The organism is Devosia sp. P2_G7, assembly GCF_056403495.1.
The window spans coordinates 307,659-331,679 of sequence record NZ_JBFUFI010000003.1 but is presented as its reverse complement, the minus strand read 5'-3'; the positions used below and the strand labels follow the sequence as shown (position 1 = coordinate 331,679).

Annotated in this window: 23 protein-coding genes; 12 read left to right on the top strand and 11 right to left on the bottom strand. The window is 66.0% G+C overall.

All coding sequences use genetic code 11. The annotated features are described in order from the left end of the window. Positions 1–54 precede the first annotated feature (54 nt). The 5 genes from lpxD to AC1DWU_RS07785 are packed head-to-tail and all read left to right on the top strand — an operon-like array spanning position 55 to position 4,320. Entirely contained in the window at positions 55–1,095 is a 1,041-nt protein-coding gene (lpxD, locus tag AC1DWU_RS07805; protein ID WP_477149398.1) for a UDP-3-O-(3-hydroxymyristoyl)glucosamine N-acyltransferase, read from the top strand. Positions 1,096–1,129: 34 nt separating this feature from the next. Next, on the top strand, positions 1,130–1,567 hold the full coding sequence (fabZ, locus tag AC1DWU_RS07800) for a 3-hydroxyacyl-ACP dehydratase FabZ (protein ID WP_477149417.1): 438 nt from the start codon (positions 1,130–1,132) through the stop codon (positions 1,565–1,567). Beyond that, positions 1,567–2,364, top strand: coding sequence for an acyl-ACP--UDP-N-acetylglucosamine O-acyltransferase (gene lpxA / locus AC1DWU_RS07795; protein WP_477149397.1), 798 nt, complete (start codon positions 1,567–1,569; stop codon positions 2,362–2,364). Before fabZ ends, lpxA begins: the two co-directional genes overlap by 1 nt. Then, the gene (lpxI, locus tag AC1DWU_RS07790; protein ID WP_477149396.1) at positions 2,364–3,185 is read left to right on the top strand and encodes a UDP-2,3-diacylglucosamine diphosphatase LpxI domain-containing protein; all 822 of its coding nucleotides are present in this window, start codon (positions 2,364–2,366) and stop codon (positions 3,183–3,185) included. Before lpxA ends, lpxI begins: the two co-directional genes overlap by 1 nt. Continuing rightward, positions 3,178–4,320 (top strand): lipid-A-disaccharide synthase, encoded by a 1,143-nt coding sequence (locus AC1DWU_RS07785; RefSeq protein WP_477149395.1) that lies wholly within the window; start codon positions 3,178–3,180, stop codon positions 4,318–4,320. The genes lpxI and AC1DWU_RS07785 overlap by 8 nt, the downstream gene beginning before the upstream one ends. On the opposite strand, the gene AC1DWU_RS07780 is transcribed toward AC1DWU_RS07785, so the two are convergent. Next, a complete protein-coding gene (locus AC1DWU_RS07780) occupies positions 4,296–5,588 on the bottom strand; it encodes a citrate synthase (protein ID WP_477149394.1) in 1,293 nt (430 codons plus the stop codon). The genes AC1DWU_RS07785 and AC1DWU_RS07780 overlap by 25 nt on opposite strands. 159 nt (positions 5,589–5,747) lie before the next feature. Next, a complete protein-coding gene (gene gltX / locus AC1DWU_RS07775; RefSeq protein ID WP_477149393.1) occupies positions 5,748–7,163 on the bottom strand; it encodes a glutamate--tRNA ligase in 1,416 nt (471 codons plus the stop codon). 520 nt (positions 7,164–7,683) lie between these two features. Here gltX and AC1DWU_RS07770 point away from each other — a divergent pair. Then, on the top strand, positions 7,684–9,438 hold the full coding sequence (locus tag AC1DWU_RS07770; protein ID WP_477149392.1) for a ComEC/Rec2 family competence protein: 1,755 nt from the start codon (positions 7,684–7,686) through the stop codon (positions 9,436–9,438). Here AC1DWU_RS07770 and AC1DWU_RS07765 read toward each other — a convergent pair. From AC1DWU_RS07765 to lexA, 5 genes are all read right to left on the bottom strand, one after another. After that, entirely contained in the window at positions 9,407–11,365 is a 1,959-nt protein-coding gene (locus tag AC1DWU_RS07765; RefSeq protein ID WP_477149391.1) for a beta-galactosidase, read from the bottom strand. The two genes, AC1DWU_RS07770 and AC1DWU_RS07765, sit on opposite strands and share 32 nt — an antisense overlap. 7 nt (positions 11,366–11,372) lie before the next feature. Further along, positions 11,373–12,245 (bottom strand): SMP-30/gluconolactonase/LRE family protein, encoded by an 873-nt coding sequence (locus AC1DWU_RS07760; protein WP_477149390.1) that lies wholly within the window; start codon positions 12,243–12,245, stop codon positions 11,373–11,375. Then, positions 12,242–12,853, bottom strand: coding sequence for a 2-dehydro-3-deoxy-6-phosphogalactonate aldolase (locus tag AC1DWU_RS07755; protein WP_477149389.1), 612 nt, complete (start codon positions 12,851–12,853; stop codon positions 12,242–12,244). The genes AC1DWU_RS07760 and AC1DWU_RS07755 overlap by 4 nt, the downstream gene beginning before the upstream one ends. Positions 12,854–12,859: 6 nt before the next feature. Beyond that, positions 12,860–13,765 (bottom strand): 2-dehydro-3-deoxygalactonokinase, encoded by a 906-nt coding sequence (locus AC1DWU_RS07750; protein ID WP_477149388.1) that lies wholly within the window; start codon positions 13,763–13,765, stop codon positions 12,860–12,862. Positions 13,766–14,038: 273 nt separating this feature from the next. Further along, on the bottom strand, positions 14,039–14,761 hold the full coding sequence (gene lexA / locus AC1DWU_RS07745) for a transcriptional repressor LexA (RefSeq protein WP_477149387.1): 723 nt from the start codon (positions 14,759–14,761) through the stop codon (positions 14,039–14,041). 296 nt (positions 14,762–15,057) lie between these two features. On the opposite strand from lexA, the gene AC1DWU_RS07740 reads away from it, so the two are divergent. Then, positions 15,058–15,612 carry a hypothetical protein gene (locus AC1DWU_RS07740; protein WP_477149386.1) on the top strand — a complete coding sequence of 185 codons (555 nt, stop codon included), beginning with the start codon at positions 15,058–15,060 and terminating at the stop codon, positions 15,610–15,612. A 55-nt stretch (positions 15,613–15,667) separates the two neighbouring features. Here the strand turns inward: AC1DWU_RS07740 and AC1DWU_RS07735 are convergent, their stop codons facing one another. After that, positions 15,668–17,038: a sensor histidine kinase gene (locus AC1DWU_RS07735; RefSeq protein ID WP_477149385.1), complete on the bottom strand. Its 1,371-nt coding sequence runs from the start codon at positions 17,036–17,038 to the stop codon at positions 15,668–15,670. Further along, a complete protein-coding gene (locus tag AC1DWU_RS07730; protein ID WP_477149384.1) occupies positions 17,038–17,709 on the bottom strand; it encodes a response regulator in 672 nt (223 codons plus the stop codon). The genes AC1DWU_RS07735 and AC1DWU_RS07730 overlap by 1 nt, the downstream gene beginning before the upstream one ends. A gap of 89 nt (positions 17,710–17,798) precedes the next feature. Here AC1DWU_RS07730 and AC1DWU_RS07725 point away from each other — a divergent pair, with 89 nt between their 5' ends. From AC1DWU_RS07725 to AC1DWU_RS07705, 5 genes are all read left to right on the top strand, one after another. Then, positions 17,799–18,863 (top strand): ABC transporter substrate-binding protein, encoded by a 1,065-nt coding sequence (locus tag AC1DWU_RS07725; RefSeq protein ID WP_477149383.1) that lies wholly within the window; start codon positions 17,799–17,801, stop codon positions 18,861–18,863. Positions 18,864–19,072: 209 nt separating this feature from the next. Further along, positions 19,073–20,023 carry a Bug family tripartite tricarboxylate transporter substrate binding protein gene (locus AC1DWU_RS07720; protein WP_477149382.1) on the top strand — a complete coding sequence of 317 codons (951 nt, stop codon included), beginning with the start codon at positions 19,073–19,075 and terminating at the stop codon, positions 20,021–20,023. 8 nt (positions 20,024–20,031) lie between these two features. Further along, entirely contained in the window at positions 20,032–20,586 is a 555-nt protein-coding gene (locus tag AC1DWU_RS07715; protein ID WP_477149381.1) for a tripartite tricarboxylate transporter TctB family protein, read from the top strand. Then, the gene (locus AC1DWU_RS07710; protein WP_477149380.1) at positions 20,586–22,103 is read left to right on the top strand and encodes a tripartite tricarboxylate transporter permease; all 1,518 of its coding nucleotides are present in this window, start codon (positions 20,586–20,588) and stop codon (positions 22,101–22,103) included. The genes AC1DWU_RS07715 and AC1DWU_RS07710 overlap by 1 nt, the downstream gene beginning before the upstream one ends. 93 nt (positions 22,104–22,196) lie before the next feature. Next, positions 22,197–22,352 carry a hypothetical protein gene (locus tag AC1DWU_RS07705; protein ID WP_477149379.1) on the top strand — a complete coding sequence of 52 codons (156 nt, stop codon included), beginning with the start codon at positions 22,197–22,199 and terminating at the stop codon, positions 22,350–22,352. Between the two features lies 1 nt (position 22,353). Here the strand turns inward: AC1DWU_RS07705 and AC1DWU_RS07700 are convergent, their stop codons facing one another. Both AC1DWU_RS07700 and moaC read right to left on the bottom strand, forming a co-directional pair. Beyond that, the gene (locus tag AC1DWU_RS07700) at positions 22,354–23,559 is read right to left on the bottom strand and encodes a molybdopterin molybdotransferase MoeA (protein ID WP_477149378.1); all 1,206 of its coding nucleotides are present in this window, start codon (positions 23,557–23,559) and stop codon (positions 22,354–22,356) included. Then, entirely contained in the window at positions 23,556–24,020 is a 465-nt protein-coding gene (moaC, locus tag AC1DWU_RS07695) for a cyclic pyranopterin monophosphate synthase MoaC (protein WP_477149377.1), read from the bottom strand. Before moaC ends, AC1DWU_RS07700 begins: the two co-directional genes overlap by 4 nt. Between the last annotated feature and the right edge of the window lies 1 nt (position 24,021).

Below are 24,021 nucleotides of genomic sequence, written 5' to 3'. Positions count from 1 at the left end.
TATAGAGGCCGCGGCGCGGTTGCCCCGCGGCCTCTTTGTTGTGTAATGACAGCCATGGTCGACACGCGCTTCCACACATCATCCGGTCCGATCGCGCTGAACGCGCTGTTGCGAACGCTTGCCAATCCGCCGACTGTCGAGGATACGCGAGCCAACGGCTTGATCGTATCCGGCGCCGAGGAGCTTCATCTCGCCGACGGGGGCGAACTGGCATTGGCTGCGCAGGCGAGCTACCGCGATGCGCTGGCGAGCACCGATGCCGGTGCGGTGATCGTTCACCCAAGCCTCGCGGCCTTCGTTCCAGAGACCGCTATCGCGATCGTCGACCCGCGGCCGCACGAGCTATTCGTCGACCTGCTCACCCGGCTTTACCCACTGGGGGTACGCGGAGAGGCCGGCGGGATGCTGGACGGAGCTGGTCCCGCACCGCTGGTCGAGGAGGGCGTGCGCCTCGGTGCCAATGTCGTGCTCGGCTCAGGCGTGGAGATCGGGCGCGGAACCGTCATCGGTGCGAACACCGTGATCGGAGCCGGCGTCACGATCGGCCGAAACTGCATCATTGGCGCCAACGTCAGCATCGAATTCGCGCACATCGGCAATAGCGTAGTGCTGCATGCCGGCGCGCGGATCGGGACCGAAGGTTTCGGCTGGCTCGATCTCGGCCGCTCGAACCGCAAGATCCCGCAACTGGGCCGCGTGATCCTGCAGGACGCTGTGGAGATCGGCGCCAACACCACCGTCGACCGCGGCGCGTTGGGAGATACCGTGGTCGGCGAGGGCAGCAAGATCGATAATCTCGTGCAGATCGGCCACAATTGCCATATCGGCCGGCACTGCCTGATCGCCGCGCATTGCGGTCTCGCCGGATCGACGATACTGGAAGACTCGGTGATGCTGGGCGGGCGAGCTTCGTCGGCGGGGCATCTCACCTTGGGGCGCGGCACCATCGTGCTGGCGGGCTCAGGCGTGAACCGGGACTTTCCCGCGGGCTCGCGGATTGGCGGCAATCCAGCCCAAGATGCACGCAGGTGGTGGCGGGAAATCGCAACGCTCAGGCGGCTAGCGAAAGGGGACAAGAGTGGACGTGAAGACTGAGGCACCACCGGAGTCGGCCCATGAGCTGACGTCGATGGACATCCAAGACATTCTGCAGCACCTGCCGCACCGCTATCCGTTCCTGATGATCGACCGGATCATCGACGTCGATGGCGACAATTCGGGCATCGGCATCAAGAACGTCACCTTCAACGAGCCGATATTCCAGGGCCATTTTCCGGGCGAGCCCGTCTTCCCGGGCGTGCTGATCATCGAGGGGATGGCCCAGACAGCAGGCGCGATGGCAATCGCGGCGGGGGCCGACGGCGGCCAGAAGCACATCGTCTATCTGCTCACCGTGGACAAATGTAAGTTCCGCAAGCCGGCAAAGCCGGGCGACCGGATCGAATATCACATCAAGAAGCTGCGCCGTCGCATGACGATGGGATGGTTCGAAGCTAAAGCAATCGTCGATGGCGTGGTCATTGCCGAGGCCGAGGTCGGCGCCATGGTGAGCCTGTCAGACCGGTAATGGCGATCCATCCAACAGCGATCGTCGAGGCGGGCGCACAGCTCGGCGCGAACGTGAAGGTAGGGCCATTCTGCATCGTCGGCAGCGACGTGGTGCTCGGAGACGATGTCGAGCTGGTCTCGCACGTCGTCGTGGTTGGGCGCACAACCGTCGGATCGCGCACGCAGATCTATCCCTTTGCCTCGGTCGGTCACCGACCGCAGGACCTGAAATATGCAGGCGAGCCGTCGACGCTATCGATCGGCGCCGATTGCGTCATCCGCGAGCATGTGACGATCAATCCGGGGACCGCCGGCGGCGGCATGAAGACGGTGATCGGCGACCACTGCCTGCTGATGATCGGCTGCCATGTCGGTCATGACTGCGTCCTCGGCAACCACATTATTCTCTCGAACAACGTTGGTATCGCCGGGCATTGCACCATCGACGACTACGTCATCATGAGCGGGCATTCCGGCTCGGCGCAGTTCGTCCACGTGGGCGCCCACGCCTTTATCGGCGGCATGACGAAGCTCGAGCGCGACGTCATTCCCTACGGCACCGTGCTCGGCAACCCCGGTAGCCTCTCGGGCATCAACCTCGTAGGGCTGAAGCGCCGCGGCTTCGATCGCGAAGCGATCCACAAGCTACGCACCGCTTACCGGATGATCTTCGCCAGCGAGGGCACGTTGCGCGAGCGTGTCGATGACGCAGCGGCGCTGTTTCCGGACGATGTACTCGTACAGGACGTCGTCAAGTTCATCACCAGCGCGGAGCGTTCGCTGACGCTGCCGACCAACGTCTTGAGCGACGACTGATGCCGAGGCGGCTCGCCGTGCTGGCAGGCTCCGGCGGGCTGGTCGCGCAGGTCGTCGAAGCCGCGCAACGGGCCGGCGATCGAGTACAGGTGCTCGCTTTCGAGGAGCGAGAGGCCATCCCCGGCGCGAAAATGGCGCGGGCGGATATCAGCAACCCGCTCGGCATCGTGTGGTCGCTGAAGACCTTTCGTGCCACGCATGTCGTGATGGCCGGTGGCCTGCATCTCAGTGACCGCCAGCGCGAGGGGCTGGCGAAGTTCGCCACCGGTGGTGAGGCATCCGCCGCGCTTGGCGATGCGGCGCTGTCTGGCCTTGCAGGGGCGGTGAAGAAGTTCACCGGCGCCGACCTCCTCGGGGTGCACGAGATTGCGCCCGAACTCCTCGCCGAGGCCGGCTTGATCGCTGGTCCGGCGCCCGATGAGGCCGCCATTGCTGCGGCGCGGCTGGCAATAGCGGCGGCGCGGGCGGTGGGCAGGCTCGATATGGGGCAGGCGGCCGTAGTAGCCGGTGCGCGCGTCGTCGCGGCAGAGGATGTCGGCGGCACTGCGGAGTTGCTGAGCCGCGTGGCGGCGTATCGCCGGGCTGGGTTGATCGGCGACGGGCAGGGGCCGATTGTCCTCGGCAAGACCAGCAAGCCGCAGCAGCCGGCCTACGTAGACTTGCCCGCCATCGGTCCTGACACCGTGAGCGAAGCCGTCGCGGCTGGCGTCACCGTCATCGCGGTCGAGCCGCTCCGCACCCTGCTGATCGACCGGCTAACGCTGATCGCCGCGGCCGAGGCTCAGCGCGTGACTATCCTCGGTCTTGCACCAGATGCCTAAGGCAGTGCGGCTGTTCATCCTGGCCGGCGAGCCTTCGGCTGATCGCATCGGGGCCGACCTGGTGCAGCGGCTGCGGCGACGCACCAGCGTCGAACTCAGCGGTGTCGGCGGGCCGGAGTTGCGGGCCGAAGGTCTCGGCAGCCTCTTCCCGATGGAAAATCTCTCCGTCATGGGCTGGAGCGACGTGCTGAAGCGGCTGCCATTGCTGCTGTGGCGCGTCAGGCAGACCGCCAAGGCGATCATCAGGCACCGGCCCGACGTGGTGGTTCTCATCGACTCCCAGGTGTTCTCCAAGGCTGTCGCCAGTCGCATGCGGCGCGCCGGTCTGGATATGCCGATCCTGCTCTACGTCGCGCCAACCGTGTGGGCGTGGCGCCCCGAGCGTGCTGTCGAACTGAGGCCGCTATACAACGAAGTGCTCGCGGTGTTGCCGTTCGAGCCCAAGGTGATGGCGGAGCTCGGCGGGTCGCCGACCAGCTATGTCGGTCACCCTGCCATGGCCCGGTTCCCGATGCGGCCGGCGCAGCCGGAGCGCGGTCCGCTGCTACTGCTCCCGGGCAGCAGGGTTGGCGAACTGCGACGACACCTGCCGCTGATGCGCCAGGCGGCCGAGATGCTGCAGGCACACCCGCGCCTGACTGGCTTTGTCATTCCGACGCTGCCCTCGCTTGCCGATCAGTTGCGCGCCGAGGTGGCGACCTGGCCGGTGCCAGTGGAGATCGTCACCGGCGATGCCAGGCAGGAGGCCTTCGCGTCCGCCTATGCCGCCTTCGCAGTAAGCGGCACGGTGACATTCGAGCTGGCGATGTCAGGCGTCCCCATGGTGGTCACCTACGTCGCCGACGCGCAGCAGGCGAAACGCTATCGCGCGCTTGGGCGACGCGTGCAGATCGCGCTGCCGAACATCCTGCTGGGTCGCGAAGAGATTCCGGAACTGCAGTTTGCGCCGGACGATGTGCGCTCACTGGAGCCGCTGGCGGCACTGCTCGATAACCCTGAGATCGTGGCCGCGCAGGTCCAGGCGTTTCACCATATCCGGGCCCTGATGCAGAAAGGGGCGCCGGAGGCGCCCCTTGTCGATCCCGCCGAGCGGGTTCTGGCTCACACCGATCAGCGGCCGCCGATCGGCTCGTAGTCGCGGACCGGCGAGCCGTTGTAGAGCTGGCGCGGGCGACCGATCTTCTTCTGCGGGTCGGCGATCATTTCCTTCCACTGCGCGATCCAGCCCACGGTGCGGCTGAGCGCGAAGATGGCGGTGAACATCGAGGTCGGGAAGCCGATCGCGTCGAGAATGATACCCGAGTAGAAATCCACGTTGGGATAGAGCTTCCGATCGACGAAATACTGGTCGGAGAGCGCGATCTTTTCCAGCTCCTTGGCCACCTGCAGGGTCGGTGACAGGTTGTCGGCACCGAGCTGGGCCAGCACCTCGTTGGCGGCCTGTTGCATCACCTTGGCGCGCGGATCGTAGTTCTTGTAGACGCGATGGCCGAAGCCCATCAGGCGGAAGCCGGAGTTCTTGTCCTTGGCCTTGGCGATGAACTCGGGGATGCGGTCGACGGTGCCGATCTCCTTGAGCATGTTCAGCGCCGCCTCGTTGGCGCCGCCATGGGCAGGGCCCCAGAGGCACGCAACGCCCGCCGCGATACAAGCAAACGGGTTGGCGTCGGACGAGCCGGCGAGCCGGACCGTCGAGGTCGAGGCGTTCTGCTCGTGGTCGGCGTGGAGCGTAAAGATCAGGTCCATCGCACGCGCGACGACCGGGTTCACCACGAAATCCTCGGCCGGGACCGAGAAGCACATGCGCAGGAAATTCGACGCATAGTCGAGGTCGTTGCGCGGGTACACGAAGGGCTGGCCCACCGAGTACTTGTAGGCCATGGCGACGATCGTGGGGATCTTGGCGATCATGCGGATCGAGGCGATCTCGCGCTGCTGCGGATCGTTGATGTCGATGGAGTCGTGATAGAACGCCGCCATGGCGCCGACCACGCCGCAGACGATGGCCATCGGGTGCGCGTCGCGACGGAAGCCGCGGTAGAAATAGTGCATCTGCTCATGCACCATGGTGTGGCGGGTGACGCGCTGCTCGAAGTCCAGCATCTGCGCCTTGTTGGGCAGCTCGCCATAGAGCAGCAGGTAGCAGACCTCGAGGTAGTTCGACTTCTCGGCCAGCTGTTCGATCGGGTAACCCCGATACATCAGCTCGCCCTTGTCGCCATCGATATAGGTGATGGCGCTGTCGGTCGCGGCGGTCGAAGTGAAGCCCGGATCGTAGGTAAACATGCCGGTCTTGGCGTAGAGTGAGCGGATATCGATGACATCCGGCCCAACCGAGCCCGATAGCACCGGGAACTCGAAAGTCTGGTCCCCGATGGTGAGTTTGGCGACGGTATCGCTCATCTTCGCACTCCATGTTGGCCTTCTAGGGGCCCGCGGAAGGTGGGAGCGGGCAAGGCCGGATCGTCGTTAAGAGGCAGGTTCGGTTGGCGTAACCCATATACCCCACCTCTGCAACAGGTGGGTGAACAACGCTGACCTAATCAGTTTTCTCAATATGCATCAGCTGGCCTGATCGCCCAGTCGTGCCAGTGTTTCGTCGCGTCCGATCAGCACCATCACTTCGAAAATGCCCGGCGAAATGGTCCGGCCGGTCAGTGCTGCCCGCAGTGGCTGCGCCACCTTGCCGAGCTTCAGCCCACGGGCCTCGGCGAAGGCGCGAGCCGCTGTGTCGATTGCTTCCACCGACCAGTCGTTGAGGCCCTTGAGGATGTCTGCGAAGGCGCCAACGTTGGCGCGCGCGTCAGCGGTCAGCTGGTCGGCGGCTGCCTGATCGATGGCCAGCGGGCGCACGGCATAGATGAACTGTGCCAGGTCGATCAGCTCGAGCACGGTCTTGGCGCGCGGCTGCAGCTCGGGCAGGGCGGCCAACACCGTGGCCTTGTTGGCGGCAAGGCCATCCATGTCGAAGACGCGGTTGAGCTCCGTCGCGGTCTCCAGCATCACGTCATAGAGCCGCTGCGGCGCCGCCTCGCGGATGTAGTGGCCGTTGATGTTCTCGAGCTTGACGAAATCGAAGCGAGCCGCCCCCTTGTTGAGGGCATCGAGCGTGAACCACTCGACCATCTGCTGGGTGCTGAACAGCTCTTCATCGCCATGGCTCCAACCGAGGCGAGCGAGATAGTTGCGCAGCGCCTCCGGCAGGTAACCCATCTGGCGGTAGGCCTCAACGCCGAGGGCACCGTGGCGCTTCGACAGCTTGGCGCCGTCAGGGCCGTGGATCAGCGGGATGTGCGACATCTCCGGTACGGACCAGCCCATCCCGTTGTAGATGACGATCTGGCGAGCGGCATTGGTGAGGTGGTCGTCACCGCGGATGATGTGGGTGACGCCCATGTCGTGGTCGTCCACCACCACCGCCAGCATGTAGGTCGGCGTGCCATCGGAACGCAGGATGATGAAGTCGTCGAGGTTCTCGGCCTTGAATACGACCTCGCCCTGCACGTGATCCTGCACCCGGATCTCGCCCGACTGCGGCGCCTTGATGCGGATCACCGGGGCAACGCCGGCGGGCGCCTCGGACGGGTCGCGGTCGCGCCAGTAGCCGTTGTAGCGTGGCGGCAGGCCGTTGGCGCGCGCGGTCTCGCGCATCTCGGCCAATTCCTCGGGGGAGCAGTAGCAGTAGTAGGCCTGGCCGCGCGATAGCAGCTCATTGGCGACCTCGGCATGCCGGGCAGCGCGGGAAAACTGCATGAACGGCTCGCCGTCCCAATCCAGCCCCAGCCACTTCAGGCCGTCGAAGATCGCCTTGACGGCGCCTTCGGTCGAGCGTTCGCGATCGGTGTCCTCGATGCGCAGCAGCATCTTGCCGCCGGTGTGACGCGAGAAGGCCCAGTTGAACAGGGCCGTGCGGGCGCCGCCGATGTGGAGGTAGCCGGTGGGCGAGGGGGCGAAGCGGGTGACGACTGGAGTAGCCATGGGTCGGTGAAACATCCCGGAGAATTGGCGTTTGGCGGTGTGTAAGCACCCCGGAGCCGGAGCGCAAGGGCGGCAGTTGGCATGGCGCCCACGCCCGGTTAGCATCCCCGCCGTGATCGTGCAGAGCGGGGGCTCGGCGGGTGACCGTGACTGTCGTGGAGGCGGTGTCTGAGCGACTGGTTCCGGTACCCGCCGGACCGGATGCGATGCGTGCGTTGCCGCCGGCGCTTCGGCCGCGCGTATCCCGGTGGCACGAGTTCGCGACCAGTATCGCCACGGCGCTCGAGCACCGGCGCCTGTTTCTGCTCTGGCCTTATGCTGTCATCGCCGGACTCATCGTGTCGTTGGCGACGCCGACAGCGCCGGACCCGATCGTATTGGGACTGTTAGGTGCGGTTTTTGCTGTGGGCCTGCTGTTAAGCCGCCGCCAGCTTGCCATCTTCCGCACTCTGACCATGGCCGGTGCCTTCTGGGCCGGGTTCTCGCTGCTCGCGGTCCACGCCACCTGTTCGGCACCACGATGCTGGCGCGACCCGTCTATGGCACGTACGAGATGCGCGTCGACGAGATTGTCTCCGAGGCTGAGAGCGGGGTGCGCGCGATCGTCTCGGCTATCACGCCAACCGGCACGTCACGCACAGTCCCTATGCGTCGAGCCCGGATCGTCGTGGCTGCTGGTCCGGCACTCGGGCCCGGCGACATCATCCGGGCGCCAGTGCGCTTCTACGCGGTTCCGGGACCCGTGGTGCCAAATGGCTTCGACACGCAATTCCATGCCTTCTTCGACGGTGTCGGCGCCTATGGGAACACGACCGGCACGGTCGAGCGGGTCAGGTCGGGAGACAGCTCGGCGCCCGAGCGCATCATAGACGCCGTCCGTCGCGGCATCGCCGCACGCATCGATGCCGACCTGCGGCAGCCGGCTGCCGGCATTGCCCGGGCGCTGATCACCGGCGACCAAAGCGCAGTCTCGGATGAAGCACGCGAGACGATGGCAGCCGCAGGCCTGGCGCACGTGCTTTCGGTATCGGGGCTGCACCTCACCATCGTGGCCGGGCTGGTGCTGGTGACCCTGCGAGGCGGCCTGGCGCTGGTCGGCAGCATCCACCGGCTGGTCTCGGTGAAGCGGGTCGCGGCGGCGGGGGCCGTGCTCGCGTCGTTGGCCTACTTTGCCATTTCGGGCGGCAACGTCGCCGCACTCCGTTCGACCATCATGCTGGTGCTGGTGCTCGGCGCTATCGTGTTCGGCCGACGGGCATTGACGATGCGGAACGTAGCGATCGCCGCGTTGATCGTCATCGCCACCGATCCCGCCAGCGTCTTTCGTCCCAGCTTCCAGCTGTCATTCGCCGCCGTGGTGGCGCTTATCGGTGCCTGGGAGCTGATGCGACCGCCGGAGGGCAGGGAGCAATCGCTGCTGGCGCGCACCGGCGGCTACCTCTGGGGCATCGTGCTCACCAGCCTGATCGCCGGCGCGGCGACACTCCTCTTTTCGGTCTACCACTTCCAGCAGACCTCGCCGCTCGGCGTCCTTGGCAACCTGTTCTCACTTCCCTTGGTCGGCTTCGTCATGATGCCCGCCGCGGTGCTCGCGACGCTGGCCATGCCGTTCGGCTGGGAGGCGCCCTTCGTGGCCGTGATGGGCTGGTCGATCGACCGGATGCTCGATCTCGGCGGGATCGTGGCGAGTTGGAGCAGCGCCCTCGACTACAGTCCACTGCTGACGCCTATGGCCCTATTGCTCGGACTCGCGGCGCTGGCTTGGTTCACCTTTATCCCCACGTGGCACCGGCTGATCGCGCCGATCCTGCTGCTACCCGCAGTGTTGATGTTTGCACTCGATCAGCCACCCGATGTGCTGATCGCGGACACCACGCAGGCGGTGGTGATGCGTAGCGAGACCGGGTTGGGACTGGTTGCGGGAAAAGGCGACAGCTTCGCTGTCGACGTGTGGCGGGAGACCTATGGCGAACCGATCGAGGCGATCTCGCCGCTTGGTTGTGACAGCGTCGGATGCTTCGGAGCCAGCACGCGCGGCTTCACGATCGCCATCGTCCGGGATCCGGCCGGCTTCCATGAGGATTGCGGGCTAGCAGACTTGGTGATCACCCACCGAACTGTGCCGGCCAGTTGCTCGGCAAGCGCCATCGTCGATGCGGACGCGCTGGTGCGGGGCGGCGTGCATTGGCTGCGCTGGGATGCGGCGCGGGGCGGTTTTGAGATCCGCCCCGCGATCCCGCCGCTCAGCCGGCCGTGGCGAGCAGTGCTACGGTGACGCCTGCAGCTTCGATCTGGGCATTGCCCAGCACGTAGCCCTTCTCGTCCGCAGCGGCGGTCAGGTTTGCCGCGGTGTCGCCGTAATTAAAGTAAACGCGCCATTTACCACGCGTCCGGCAGCGCACGCCGGCAGGCAGGTTCAGCGTCGGCACCTCAGCTTCGGCAAGCAGGTGGTCGATGATGCGCTGCATCAGTGCCCTATCGCCGCTCGCGGCGAGGTAGTTGAGCTTTCCCTGCGCCACGAGCACCGGGAAATCCTCCTCGTCCTCGATGACGATCTGCGCTCGGGTATCGAGCCGTTCGCGCCAATGGCCGACGGCCCCGCCACCCTTCACCGAGACGGTGCGCCGCGGATCGGTGCTGTCGACGCGGGCTACCTTGGCGTCGAGCAGGTTCTGCGGCAGGTCGGGACCGAGGCCGGCAGGGATCGAGAAGTTCTGGGTCTTCGAGCCCGTGCGCGGACCGATCAGCAGGTGGCCATCGAAGTTCTCGATTGCCGTCCGCAGGGCATCGTTCCAAGCGAACAGCGCCGGGATGACCACCAGGTCGTAGCCTGAGAAGTCGGTGGTCGAGGGCGGCAGGATGTCGACGTCGATGCCGCGCTTCCGCAGCGGCACGTAGACGTTGCGCACGTGCTGGTGGTGCGTGAAACCCTTGGCTTGCGGCTGGATGCGCCAGGCCCACTCGCTCTGGTAGTCGAAGACGATTGCGACGCGGCCTTTCCGCGCCTCGCCATCGAAACCCAGCTCCTTCAGCTCCCGTGCCACCTGCTTGGCTTCATGGTAGCCGGGCGTCGGCACGCTATCGGGCCGCAAGAGCCCGGCATGCATCTGTTCCTGCGCGAACGGGGCCTGCCGCCAGCGGAAGTAGCTCACCACCTCCGCCCCGTGCGCGAAAGCCTCCCAGGCCCAGAGCCTCGCCATGCCGGGCAGGGGATCGGGGTTGTAGTCGGCCCAGTTCACCGGTCCGGGCTGCTGCTCCATGATCCACCAGCGGCCATGGCCCACGGCGCGGTAGAGATCATGGTGCAGTCCAGAATTGTCGGGGTCGCCCTGCCGGAAGTACGGAATCTTGCTTTCCTCGGGCTCCGGAACGCCCTCCAGATGTCCCAGCGGATAGGAGTCCCAGCTGGCGACGTCGAGCGTCTCGGCCAGTTCGTAGTGGTCGAACTCGGTGGAGCGCGACATGAAATTGTGGATCACCGGCAGGTCTGGACGCGCCGCCTTCATCAGGTCGTACTGCGTCTTGTTGAACGCGGCGACCTGCGCCGACGAATAGCGGCGAAAGTCGAGGCAGGCAGCCGGCGCGGCCTCGGTCACGGTGAGGTTCGGCGGGTCGATCTGTTCGAAGTTGTTGTACTCCATCGACCAGAAGACATTGCCCCAGGCGAGGTTCAGCGCCTCGATGGTCTTGTACTTGTCCTTCAGCCAGAGCCGGAAGCCGATGGCTGCGGCGTGCGAGTAGGAGTGCACCGTGTCGTGGCAGCCGTACTCGTTATCGGTCTGCCAGCCGGCGAGTGCCTTGTGCTGGCCGACATGGTCGATCAGCAACCGGGTGATGCGGGCGCATTCGCGCCGATAGCCCAGGTGCGAGAAGTCGTAGTGCCGACGCGAACCGAAGCCGCGCGGCCGGCCGTCGCGATCGACCGCCAGCATGTCGGGCATCTTGTCGATCAGCCAGCGGGGCGGGGTCGCCGTGGGCGTGCCGACGATGACCTTGAGCCCGTGCTTGTCGAGCACGTCCATTGCCGCAACCAGCCAGCCGAAATCCAGCTCGTTCGGTCGCGGCTCAAGGCGGGACCAGGCAAACTCGCCGATGCGGACATATTCGATGCCGACCTCCGCCATGCGGCGGGCGTCGTCATCCCATTGCTCGACGGACCAGTGTTCGGGGTAATAGCAGACGCCGATAGCGGGAAAAGACACGTTAGACTCAGAGCTTGAGGAAGGGTTCGGCGATGCCGGGGACGTCGAGCGCCACGGCGAAGACGCTGCCGGCATAGGGCTCGCGCTCCAGTTGCTCGGGCGTCATGTGCTCGCGCGCCGTGGTGATGTAGAGGGTCTTGAGGTCATTGCCGCCGAAGGCGGGGCAGCTCACCTGGCTAACGCCGGGAACCTCGACCACCTTGTCGAGCTTGCCGTCGGGCGAGATGCGGATCACCGCGCTGCCGCCCCAACGGGCGTTCCAGAGGTACCCCTCGGAGTCGACGACGGAGCCATCGGGGCCGCCCAGGCCGTCCATGGTGTAGAAATCCTCCCATGGTCCGACCGGCAGGCCGGTCGCCGGGTCGAGCGCGCAGCGGACGATCATCTGGCTGGCGTCAGTGAAGTAGGCGGTGCGGCCGTCGGGGGAAAAGCAGATCGAGTTCGGGATGCGGATGTTCTCGATGACCTTGGTGGTCTGTCCGGCGCGGTACTGATAGACGCCACCGACCCCCGCCTCGGCCTTCCGGCCCATCGTGCCGATCCAGAAGCCGCCGGTGCGGTCGACGCGGCTGTCATTGGTCCGGTTGGTCGGAACGTCCTCCTCGATCTCGGCGATCACCGTGCTCGTGTCGGAAGCAAAATCATAGCGGAGCAGGGCGCCCGACTGCACGATGCCGAGCGTGTCCTTGTCGATCACGGCGCCGGCGCTGACCGTGTCCTTGAAGGTAATGCGGTCGACGATGTGGCCGTCGGTGCCGGCGCTCAGCATGGTCTGGTTGAGGATATCGAACCAGAACAGGCGTTCGAGCAGCGGGTTCCAGAACGGGCCTTCGCCCAGCTCGCAGCGGCTATCGACGAACAGTTCGGCCTTCGAGTTCATCGTGGTCTTCCCTGATCATAGGCGGCGACGGCGGTGGTGGCGCGCGATGCCACATCGGCGGCCGACATGCCGGGCTTGAAAATGTAGGTGCCGAGCCCGAAGCCGGCGCAGCCGGCCGCGAAGTACTCGGCGAAATTGTCGGGGTTGGCGCCTCCGACGGCGTAGAGCGGGATAGCCAGCGGCAGCACCGCCTTCATCGCCTTGATGCCCTTGGGGCCAAGCACTTCGGCGGGGAAGAACTTCAGGCCCGTGGCGCCGGAGCGGATGGCGGTGAACGCGTCGGTGGGCGAGAACACACCCGGGTACGAGGTCATGCCGCGCTCGATGGTGGCGCCGATAACTGCCGGGTTGGTGTCCGGCGACACAACGAACCGGCCGCCCGCATCGGCGACCGCGTCGACATCGGCGCGGCTCAACACCGTGCCCGCACCGACCAGGGCGCGACCGTCGAAGGCCTTGGCGGCGTCTTCGATCGAGCGCAGCGCTTCGGGCGAATTGAGTGGGACCTCGATCATGGTGATGCCGGCGAGCACGAGGGCGTCGCAAACTTCGAGGGTTTCGGGAGGCGTGATGCCGCGAAGGATCGCGATGATGTGGCGGTGGTCCATGAACTTCTATGCCTGTCTTGCTGCCTTGAGTCCGGCGAGGGTGGCGTCGGTCGCATCGACGATGCGGGTCCGGGCGCCGAGCCGTTCAAAGCCCATCTGGTACAACCCGCAAAGGCCGACACTGCCGACCAGCGGAATCTCCGCCTCGCCGATCCAGTCGCGCTGGCCCCCGATCTCGGCGCCGATCAACAGGCCCGAGAGGAAACCGGCACACCATGCCGGGCTGCGGCCCGACAGCAGGGAGCCGGCGCGGACCTTGAACAGCGTCGCGGTCAAGCGCTGGGGGCGCTCGAGCCCCTGGTCGAGACCGGCAGCGAAGCCGACATCACGATCTTCGCCCTCGAGCTCACCACCGAGCGAATGGCGCAGCACCGAGTGGGTGCGCAGCAGCTCGAAGATCTCGCCGGTCATAGCGCTGGAGAAGCGCTCCAGCTTGGTGCCGGAAAGCAGCGCCCACTTGCTGTGGGTGCCCGGCATAACCGCGAGGCCGGAGAAGTTGGGGATCAGTGCCGAGAGCCCAAGCAATTGGGTTTCCTCGCCGCGCATCACGTCCTCCGCACCCAGATCGCGGAGGCAGACGCCAGGCAGGATGCGCGGGGTGTGCGGGCCGGCCATGTCGGGCGCAACGGCGCCGGCAGCGATGCGACCGAGTTCGGCGGGGGCGTCGAGATAGGGGGCCTCGATCCAGCCCTGCCGCGCGCCGGCCATGCCGCAGATCAGTACGTCCTCGACGTCATCGGCGACGCCGTTGAGCAGCGAGGTCAGCACATCCGGATATTGCTCGCGGCTGAGACGACCCATGCCGTCCGGCGACGAGCGGGAGAAGGCGATCTCACCGGCGGAATCTATTCCCCATGCCCGCAGATTGGAGGTGCCCCAATCGACGGCGACCCATTCGACCTGTCCTGCCAAAACCCTCTCCCTTGCGCCGCCAGTTTGCCGCGCATCAAGCCATGCCGCTACATCGCAATCGGGAAGGTGGTCCACTCTCCTGGTATGATCGCGAAAGCCGCTTGCAGGCGGCGCTTCAGATCCGATGCGCCACTTGCTGCCAGCGGCGCGGAACGTAACGTCTTTGCCAGCCCAGCCCTAGTGCAATTGTTGTCCGCAGCGTCCGGATTCATAAGAAAAAGGGGCCGGCTGAGGCAGCCGGCCCGGAGACCCGATTGGCGGCAGGTCAGGAGTTCAGTATTTGCGGAGCAGGCCAACCAGGCGACCCTGCACCTTCACCCGGTCGGGCGGGAAGATGCGGGTTTCGTAGGCTGGGTTGGCGGCCTCGAGCGCTACCGAGTTGCCGCGACGGCGCAGCCGCTTCAGCGTCGCCTCCTCGTCATCTACGAGGGCGACGACGATCTCACCGGTCGAAGCCGCCTCCTGTTTCTTGATGAGCACGGTGTCGCCATCGAAAATCCCGGCATCGATCATCGAATCGCCGCGCACTTCCAGGGCATAATGTTCACCCGCACCGAGCATCTCGGGCGGCACCATGATGGAATGGCTGTGGGTCTGGATGGCCTCGATCGGAGTGCCGGCGGCGATTCGGCCCATCACCGGGACGGTGACCGCGCGGTAGGCGTCGGCGTTGGCCACCTGCGCCGCGGGGCGTGCCGGCGGGGTCGCGACCCGGCCAAGATTGCCCTCGATGACGCTCGGCTCGAAGCGCGCCTTGCGGCCGCCGAGCGATGGATTCATCGAGTCCGGTAGCTTGATCACCTCGAGCGCCCGGGCTCGGTTGGGCAGGCGCCGGATGAAGCCGCGCTCCTCGAGCGCAGTGATCAGCCGGTGGATGCCCGACTTGCTGCGAAGATCGAGCGCATCCTTCATCTCGTCGAACGAGGGTGGGATGCCGGATTCTTTCATCCGCTCGTGGATGAACATCAGAAGTTCGTGTTGCTTGCGCGTCAGCATGGCGGCCCCGTGAGCAGAATCGGAACAAAGACTGAACGTATTATACGTGTTCCAGTTATGTTCTGCAATCGGACGATGAATATTGCGTTACGATGGCGCCCCTGGCGCGCCGAAAGAGAGGACGTGTGGCCGCTAAATCCTCTCGACGTCGGGGCCTTGCGTTTCGTTGACCTGCTGTCCACCAGGGCATACCGTCGAGAGATTGGCGTGTCGAACCCGCACACCCCAACCTTCTCAGCTGGAGCTGTGCTCGTTTCCACGGGCCGGTGAACTGGACTGTTTCTGAGGAGGAAAACATGTCTATGAAATCAAGCCGTTATGCCATATCCGCAATGATCCTGGGGATCTTGCTCAGCCCCACCGTGGCGGCCGAAATGACCGATGCGGAATTGGTCGCCAACGCGCTGTCGGCAGCGCCGGTGGCGGTGGGCCAGAATGCCACGGTCGTGAACTTCGATGCTCAGATGCAGATGAAGACGCTCAAGGAGGGAACGAACGGCTTTACCTGCATGCCGGACAACCTGGCTTCGCCCACCAATGATCCAATATGCGTCGATGCCGGAGGCATGGCGTGGTTGACGGCATATAGCGAGAAGAAGGACCCACCCGAGGGTGTGGTCGGTTTCGGCTACATGCTGCAGGGCGAGTCGGCGCCCGACAACATGGATCCGTTCGCGACCGCGCCGCCCGCTGGCCACGAGTGGATGGTCGACGGGCCGCACGTCATGATCTTCAACGTCGCAGACGAGATGCTGGCCGGCTATCCCAAGGAAGAGCATCCCGACCACACCCAGCCCTATGTGATGTGGCCCAACACTCCCTATGCCCACCTGATGATCCCCGTGCACTGACGACGGGATTCACTGGCGCGTGGCGGCGCATTGGTCGACGCGCGCCGCCGCCGGATTATTGCGGCTCGGCGGGTAGGGTAAGCTGCACGCTGAAACCTTTGCCAGGCTGCGATGCGACAGTCAGTTCGCCACCGAGCAGACCCGCGATCTCTTCGACTATGGACAGCCCGAGGCCAGCTCCGGGCTTGTCGCTGTTACCGCGGCTGAAGCGTTTGCGCACTGCCGCCAGCTGCTCGGCGGCGACGCCGTTGCCGGTGTCGGCTACCTGCAGCACCACCACGCCGTCCCCTGTGGTGACGCGAACCGTCGCTTCGGCGTCGGGTCCAGCATAGGCGATGGCGTTCTCGATGAGGTTGCTCAGCAGTTCACCGAGCAGCATCGGGTCGCCGCGGACCAGCGCCGGTCCTTCGCCCTCGAGGCCAAGATCGATGTCGGCGGCATGGGCGCGGACGACATAGTCGCCTGTGCGCTCCCGGGCGAGCTCGAACAGATCGACAACCTGGAACTGCAGCCGATCGGACGCAGCCTCGTCGATCCTGGCGAGGAGCAGCAGTTGCGCGAGGACGCGCTCGGCGTGCACCACCGCGGCGTCGGCGGTGCGGGCCGCCTCCCGTGCCGCGGCAGGGCTATCGGCGCGGAGCGCCAGCGCCAACTGAGTGCGGATGATGGTGAGCGGCGTGCGGAGCTGATGGCTGGCATTGCCGGTGAAATGGCGCAGGGCATCGAGAGCTGACGACAGCCGCGTCATGAACGAGTTGATCGTGTCGACCAGGCCCTGCACCTCGCGGGGAACCTCCTGTTCGATGGGGCTGAGGTCATCGAGGGCCCGCCGCGAGATGGCATCGCGGAGGCGGTAGAGCGGGGCGAGCGAGAAACCGACGGCCAGCCAGAGGATCACCGCGGCGGCGAGGATGAGCAGCGCAAGGCGAATGGCAGAGCGGAGGAGCAGGGTCTGGGTCAACTGCGTGCGGGCGATGGTGGTCTCGGCGACGGTGACCGTGAACGGGATGGCGCTGACGCCGGAGGATGCCGCGCGTCGCAGCACCGCCACGCGGATCGGCTCACCACGGAAGCTGGCGTCCGAATAGGCGATGTCGGCCGTCGCTGCATCAGAGGTCGGCAGGGTCTGATAGCCCGTGATGAAGCCCTCCGGACCGTCGACGCGGTAGAAGACCCGGTCCTGCGCCGCCGAAGTCAGCATCTCCAGGGCGACATAGGGCACGTCGACCTCGAGCGCGCCATCCTCGGTGACGATCACCCGCTCGGCGATGGCGAGGACAGAGCCGGCGAGGACGCGGTCCGAGAGCGAGGTTGCGGTGTCCTTGGCCTCGCGCCAGGTATCGACCACCGCGAGCGCGGCGACAGCCAGCAACGCGATCATCAGCCACAGCAGCAGGCGCCGGCGCAGCGAGTAGGGGCGCACCATCAGTCGGCGATCCGATCGAGGTAATAGCCGAGGCCGCGGGCGACCCGCACGGTGAGCGCATAGGGAGCGAGCCGGCGGCGCAGGCGCGAGATGTATTGTTCGACGGCGTTCTCGCTGAGGTCATCGTCGAAGGCGGCCAGCGATTCAATGATCGATTGCTTGGCGACCACCTTGCCGGCCTTGCGCAGCAGGGTCTCAAGCACGCTGAGTTCGCGCGCCGGCATGTCGAGGGTCTGCCCAAACGCCGAGAGGGTGCGCGACACGGTGTCGAGCTCGATGTTGCCGAAGGCGATGCTCGAGTTGTGCAGCCCGGCCTGCCGGCGCAGCAGCACGCGGATGCGCGCTTCCAGTTCCGACACTTCGAACGGCTTGGTCATGTAATCGTCAGCACCGAGGTCGAGGCCGCGCACCCGCTCGTCGAGGGCGCCGCGAGCGGTGAGGATCAGTACGGAGGAGGCGTTGCGACGGGCCCGCATGCGGCGCAGGACGTCGAGCCCGTCCATTTCGGGCAGGCTGAGGTCGAGCACGACGAGATCGAATGTTTCCGTCGACAGCACGGCATCGGCGGAGATGCCGTCATGAACGACATCCACCGCGTAGCCGGCGACCCGCAGGACGACGGCAAGGCCGTCGGCCAGGGTCCGGTTGTCTTCGACCACTAAGATGCGCATTATTGGCTCCCCGACCGCACGGTAGTTTGACGGCGCGGCGTTGCCCATAGCCCTTGTGGAGCGGGCAGGGGAGCGGGCATGGTCCGGAAATGCTCCGACTTCTCGCCATTCTCGTCCTCGTCGCAACGCCCACCTTCGCCCAGGAGGCGAAGGTCTATCCGGCGCTCGACGATGCGGTCGGCAACCGGACTGTCACGGTTTACTCGTCGCTCGACGAGCCGCTGGCGCGGCCGATGATCGCGGCGTTCCAGGCCGCCAACCGCGACATCGCAGTGGCCTATGAGGACCTGCAGACCGTCGACATCTACGATCGCGTGGTGGCCGAGACCGATGCCGGTGCGCCCACCGCAGATTTCGCGTTCTCCTCGTCGATGGACCTGCAGGTCAAGCTCGCGAACGACGGCTATGCGCAGGAGAGCAGCCTGCCGCTGTCTGCCACGTGGCCGCGCTGGGCCAACTGGCGCAACACGGCCTACGCGCTGACCTATGAGCCGGCGGTGTTCATCTACCACAAGCCGAGCTTTGCCGGATCGAAGCCACCTTCGACGCGGGCGGAGCTGATCCAGTACCTCAAGGCCAATGCGGACACGATCCACGGCCGGATCGGCACTTACGACATCGAGCGATCCGGCGTCGGGTTCATGTTCTTTTCGCGCGACCAGGAGCAGTATTCCGACCTCTGGACGCTTGTCGGGGCCATGGGCGCGGCCGGCGTAAAACTCTACTCGACCACCTCGGCAATCGTCGACCGCGTCGCCGATGGCCGGTTCGTCTTCGGCTACAACATCCTCGGTTCCTACGCCGCCGAGGCTGCCGCCCGGAACCCAGATCTCGGCATCATTCTCCCCGCCGACTACACCATCGTCACGTCGCGCATCGGGCTGGTGCCGAAGGCCTCGGCCAATCCCGATCTCGGCCGGCGGTACCTGGCGTTCTTCATGTCGGCCGAGGGGCAGACGATCATGGCGCAGCAGCTGCAGATCGCGGCGCTCAACCCCAATGTCACCGGCGACAACACCGCCAACGCCATGCAGCAGGCGCTAGGCAACCAGCTCCGCCCGGTGCCTGTCAGCCCCGGGCTGATGGTCTATCTCGACCAGGTGAAACGGGCCCGGCTGATCCGGCGCTGGAACGACGCACTCAGCATCCAATAGGCCGCGACAGGTTCGCGACAGCTTCGTGTGGTCTGGTCCACACTAGCCGAGGCGTAAGAGCGTCCGGCTGAGGAGTCTGGGAGGACCCCGCAGTTTTGATCAGCGTTGCCGCAACCGCGCGGCAGCCCGCGGTGTTTCATCGCGGGGCATTCCCCCCAGGTTGAGATAACGCCGGTCGGCAACGCTTCGACCGCAATGGAGGACAACAAATGAAGCATCTCGTAGCGACTGCCCTGCTGGCCGGCGCCCTGGCGCTGCCCACAGCGGCGTTTGCCGCCGACTACTCGATCATGGCGCCTGCCGCGCCTGGCGGCGGCTGGGACCAGACCGCCCGCTCGATGCAGGAGGCGATGACTGCCGAAGGCATCTCCGGCAACGTCCAGGTTACCAATGTACCCGGCGCCGGCGGCACCATCGGGCTGGCTCAGTTCGTGCAGGAAGCCAATGGCAATCCGTCAAAGCTGATCGTCGGCGGCTACGTGATGGTCGGCGCCATCCTTACCAACAAGGCGCCGGTGACGCTCGATGCGGTGACCCCCATCGCGCGGCTGACCGGCGAGTACGAAGTGATCGTGGTGCCGGCAGCGTCCGATATCCAGACGCTGGCCGATCTTGTCGCCAAGCTGAAAGCCGATCCGGGCGCGGTGTCGTGGGCCGGTGGTTCGGCCGGTGGCACCGACCACATCGCGGCGGGCTTGTTCGCCAAGACCGTCGGCGTTGATCCGAAGTTGGTGAACTACGTCGCCTTCTCGGGCGGTGGTGAAGCGCTCGCCGCAGTGCTCGGCAACCAGGTGACGGTCGGCATCTCCGGCTATGGCGAGTTCCAGTCGCAGGTCGAGGCCGGCGCGCTGCGCGTCATCGGTGTATCGGCGCCTGAGAAGGTGGCGATCATCAACGGCCCGACCTTCAAGGAAGGCGGCGTCGATCTCGTCGTGCAGAACTGGCGCGGCGTGTGGGCTGGTCCCGGCCTCAGTGCCGAGCAGACGACTGCCATTGGCGCCGACATCGAGAAGATGGTGAACTCGGAATCGTGGAAGAAGATCCTCGAGACCAAGGGCTGGAACAACACCTACCTCCCTGCCGACGCGTTCAAGACCCAGCTGGCCACCGAGATCGCCTCCACCGAGGCAATTCTCAAGGACGTCGGTCTCGTGCAATGATCGAGCCCATGGCTCAGGCAAACAAGCAGCGCCGCCCGGACTGGGCGGCGCTGGTCATCGCTGCGGGTCTGCTGGCTCTCGCGCTGCTGGTCGCGTGGGATGCCTCGCGGCTGGGCAGCGGCGGCGCCTACGCCCGCATCGGCCCTCAGACTATTCCCTACGTGATCGCCTTCTGTCTCGCCGTCCTTGCCGTCTTCACCGTCATTGCGGCGTATCGGCATAGCTTCCCGGAGCGCGACGAGCAGGATATCGCGCCGGTACTGTGGATCGTCGGTGGGCTAGTGGCACAGATGGTGCTGATCAAGTTCACCGGCTTCTCGATCGCCACCGGCATCCTGTTCGGGATGACGGCGCGCGGCTTCGGCGCGCGGCGGCTGTGGCTCTCCATTCCCGCCGGCATCCTGATCGCCGGCATCGTCTGGCTGATCTTTGCCCGCGGGTTGTCGCTGACCCTGCCGGCTGGCCCGCTCGAGGCGGCGCTGACTGGTGTCCTGCAGACGCTGGTGCAGTTCGTCACGCTGGTCGTTACCAGCATTCTCGGCTTCTTCCGGAGCTTTGCCTGATGGATACGTTCATGCTGCTCTGGCAGGGCCTCGCGGTGGCCGTGCAGCCGATCAACCTGCTGTACGCGCTGGTCGGTGTAACGCTCGGTACCGCGGTCGGCGTACTGCCCGGCATCGGCCCCGCAACCACGGTCGCGCTGCTTCTGCCGGTGACGTACAAGCTCGATCCGGCCGGCTCGCTGATCATGTTCGCCGGCATCTACTATGGCGGCATGTATGGCGGCTCGACCACGTCGATCCTGCTGAACACACCCGGCGAGAGCGCCTCGATCGTCACGGCGCTCGAGGGCAACAAGATGGCCAAGGCGGGCAGGGGCGGCCCCGCCCTCGCTACCGCCGCGATTGGCTCGTTCGTCGCCGGGCTCATCGCCACCATTGCGCTGGCGTTCCTCGCTCCGTGGGTGGTGAAGTTCGCGCTCGCCTTCGGGCCGCGTGAGTATTTCGCACTGATGGTGCTGGCCTTCGTCACGGTGTCGGCGGCCTTCGGCGATTCCGCCCTGCGCGGGCTGACCTCGCTGTTCATCGGCCTGACGCTCGGCATCATCGGCATCGACCTGCAGACCGGCCAAGCGCGACTGAGCTTCGGCATCCCCGACCTGCTCGACGGCGTCGAAGTCACGACACTGGCCGTCGCCATGTTCGCCATCGGCGAGACGCTGTTCGTCGCCGCGCAGGGCAAGCGGGCGCCCGAGACGGTGGAGCCGGTGCGTGGCTCGCTGTGGATGAGCGCCAAGGACTGGTCGCGCTCGTGGAAGCCATGGCTGCGCGGCACGATCATCGGCTTCCCCATTGGCGCCATGCCGGCCGGCGGCGCCGAGATCGGCACGTTCTTTTCCTACGCCGCCGAAAAGAAGCTCTCCAAGCACCCCGAGGAGTTCGGTAACGGCGCCATCGAAGGCGTCGCCGGCCCCGAGGCCGCCAACAACGCGTCCGCCGCCGGAACGCTCGTGCCGCTGCTGACCCTGGGCCTGCCGACCTCGGCGACCGCGGCGATCATGCTCGCCGGCTTCCAGCAGTATGGCCTGCAGCCCGGCCCGCTACTGTTCACTTCGAACCCGCAGTTGGTCTGGGGCCTGATCGCCAGCCTGTTGATCGCCAATCTGATGCTGATCGTCCTCAACCTGCCGCTGATCGGGCTGTGGGTGAAGCTGCTGACCATCCCGAAACCGTGGCTCTATGCCGGCATCCTGCTGTTCGCGACGCTCGGTACCATCGGTGCCAACCCGTCGGTGTTCGAACTCGGCATGCTGCTGGCCTTCGGCCTCCTCGGGTACGGCCTTCGCCTTTTCCACTTCCCGATCGCGCCGGTCGTCGTCGGACTGATCCTCGGTCCGATGGCCGAGCAGCAGTTGCGACGGGCGCTCGCTATCTCGCAGGGCGACGTGATGGTGCTGCTCACCTCGCCGATCTCGGCGACGCTGCTGACGCTGGCGGCCCTGGCGCTGATCGTGCCGCTGATCCTCAGGGTGCGCGGCAAGGGCCAGGTGTTGGCGGAGGTGGCGTCCGACGGGGACTGATGCCTGCGTCATGCGCATGGCTTGCCTGCCCTCGGCCCCTCTGCCGAAGGCAGGCGACGCTTCCCACATCAGGGGCAACGAAAGGCGCTTCCGATGACCCGCAAATCCAGTCTGCTTCGCGACTTCTTCACGCTGTTTGGTGCAGCCAATGCCGCCGCCGCGGCCACCCACGAAAGCCGCAGCCCGAGGGCTCGCGACCTTGAGGCCCTCGGCATCAAGCCGGAACAGTTCCGGTCAATCGGCCGCTAAGCTAGCCCCAGCTAAGCGGGATGACATCGACAATCTCGCCGGGCGGGACGCCGGGCGATTCCTCGGGCACCACGATCAGCGCATCGGCGAGCGCCAAGGACATCGAGTGGCTGGAGTCGGTCTCGAAGATGGGCTCGACCTGCATGTACCCGATGTCGTTACGGCTGAGACTAGCGCGCATGTAGTGGCGGCGCGGGCCGTTCGCCGGCAGGCCGAGCAGGGTGGGTACGCCGATGCGCGGCCAGAACGGATCGATGTGGCCCGTCATGGCGCGCAGCGCCGGCTTCAGGATCACCGTCCCCGTCACCAGCGCCGACACTGGATTGCCGGGTAGTCCGAACACCAGCGTCTTGCCGCGCGTACCGAACATCAGCGGCTTGCCAGGACGCATCCTGAGCTTCCAGAAATCCAGCTCGACGCCCAGGTCACGCAGCACTTCCTGCACATAGTCGCGCTCGCCGACGCTGGCGCCGCCAGTGGTCACCAGCATGTCGACACCCTGGTCGAACGCGCCGAGCAGCGCTGCCTCGAGCTTGGGCTTGTCGTCGGCGACGATGCCGAGGTCGATCACCTGGTCGGCCCAAGGCGCGAGCAGCGGGATCAGTCCGTACGAGTTCGAGGCGATGATCTGGTCCGGGCCGAGCACGCCACCGGGGGCTACCAATTCGTCGCCGGTCGCCAGCACCGCAATCTTCGGGCGCCGGTTCACGGTCAGGCTGGGATGGTTGGCCGAAGCCGCGAGGTTCAGCATGGCCGGGGTGAGTGCAACCCCTGCCGGCAGCAACTCGGCGCCGCGCTTGAAGTCAAAACCCTGCTTGCGGACGCTCTGGCCGACGGGCGGCGTCTTCGCGAAGCTGATCTGGTTGCCTTTAGCCGTCGCTTCTTCCTGCATGATCACCGCATCGGCGCCGATCGGCAGCGGTGCACCGGTGAAGATGCGGACGCATTGGCCGTGCTCCATCATGCCGACGAAGCGAGCACCCGCCTGCGAGGTGCCTGCGAGCTTCAGTGGCCTGCCGGGAACGACTTCGGCGGCGCGTACAGCGTAGCCATCCATGGCGCTGGCGTCGAAAGGCGGCTGGCTGTGCCGTGCAACCAGCGGCTGGGTCAGCACCCGGCGATGCGCCCGGGCAAGCGGCACGCTCTCGCTGCCGAGCACCGGCAGCTTCTTGAAGATCCGCTCGATGGCCTCGTCGACCGGCATCATCGGTGGAAATCACCCGACTTGCCGCCCGACTTTTCCTCCAGCTGTACCAAAGCGATCCGCATACCGCGGTCATGCGACTTGGCCATGTCGTAGAGCGTCAGTGCCGCGACCGATGCGGCCGTCATCGCTTCCATCTCGACGCCAGTCTGCGCCGTCGTCTCGGCGGTTGCGGTGATCAGCAGGGCAGGGCCATCGCCCTCGATCTCGACGCTCACCCTGGTCAGCGGGATCGGGTGGCAGAGCGGGATCAGCTCGGAGGTCTTCTTGGCCGCCATAATGCCGGCAACGCGGGCCACCGCCAGGGCGTCGCCCTTCTTCAACTCACCACCGAGGATGAGAGCCACCGTCTCTGGCTTGGCCTCGAGGCGCGCGGTCGCAACGGCCCGTCGACGCGTTACCGCCTTGTCGCCGATATCGACGATATGCGCTTCCCCCCGCTGGTTGAGGTGGGTGAGCGCCATA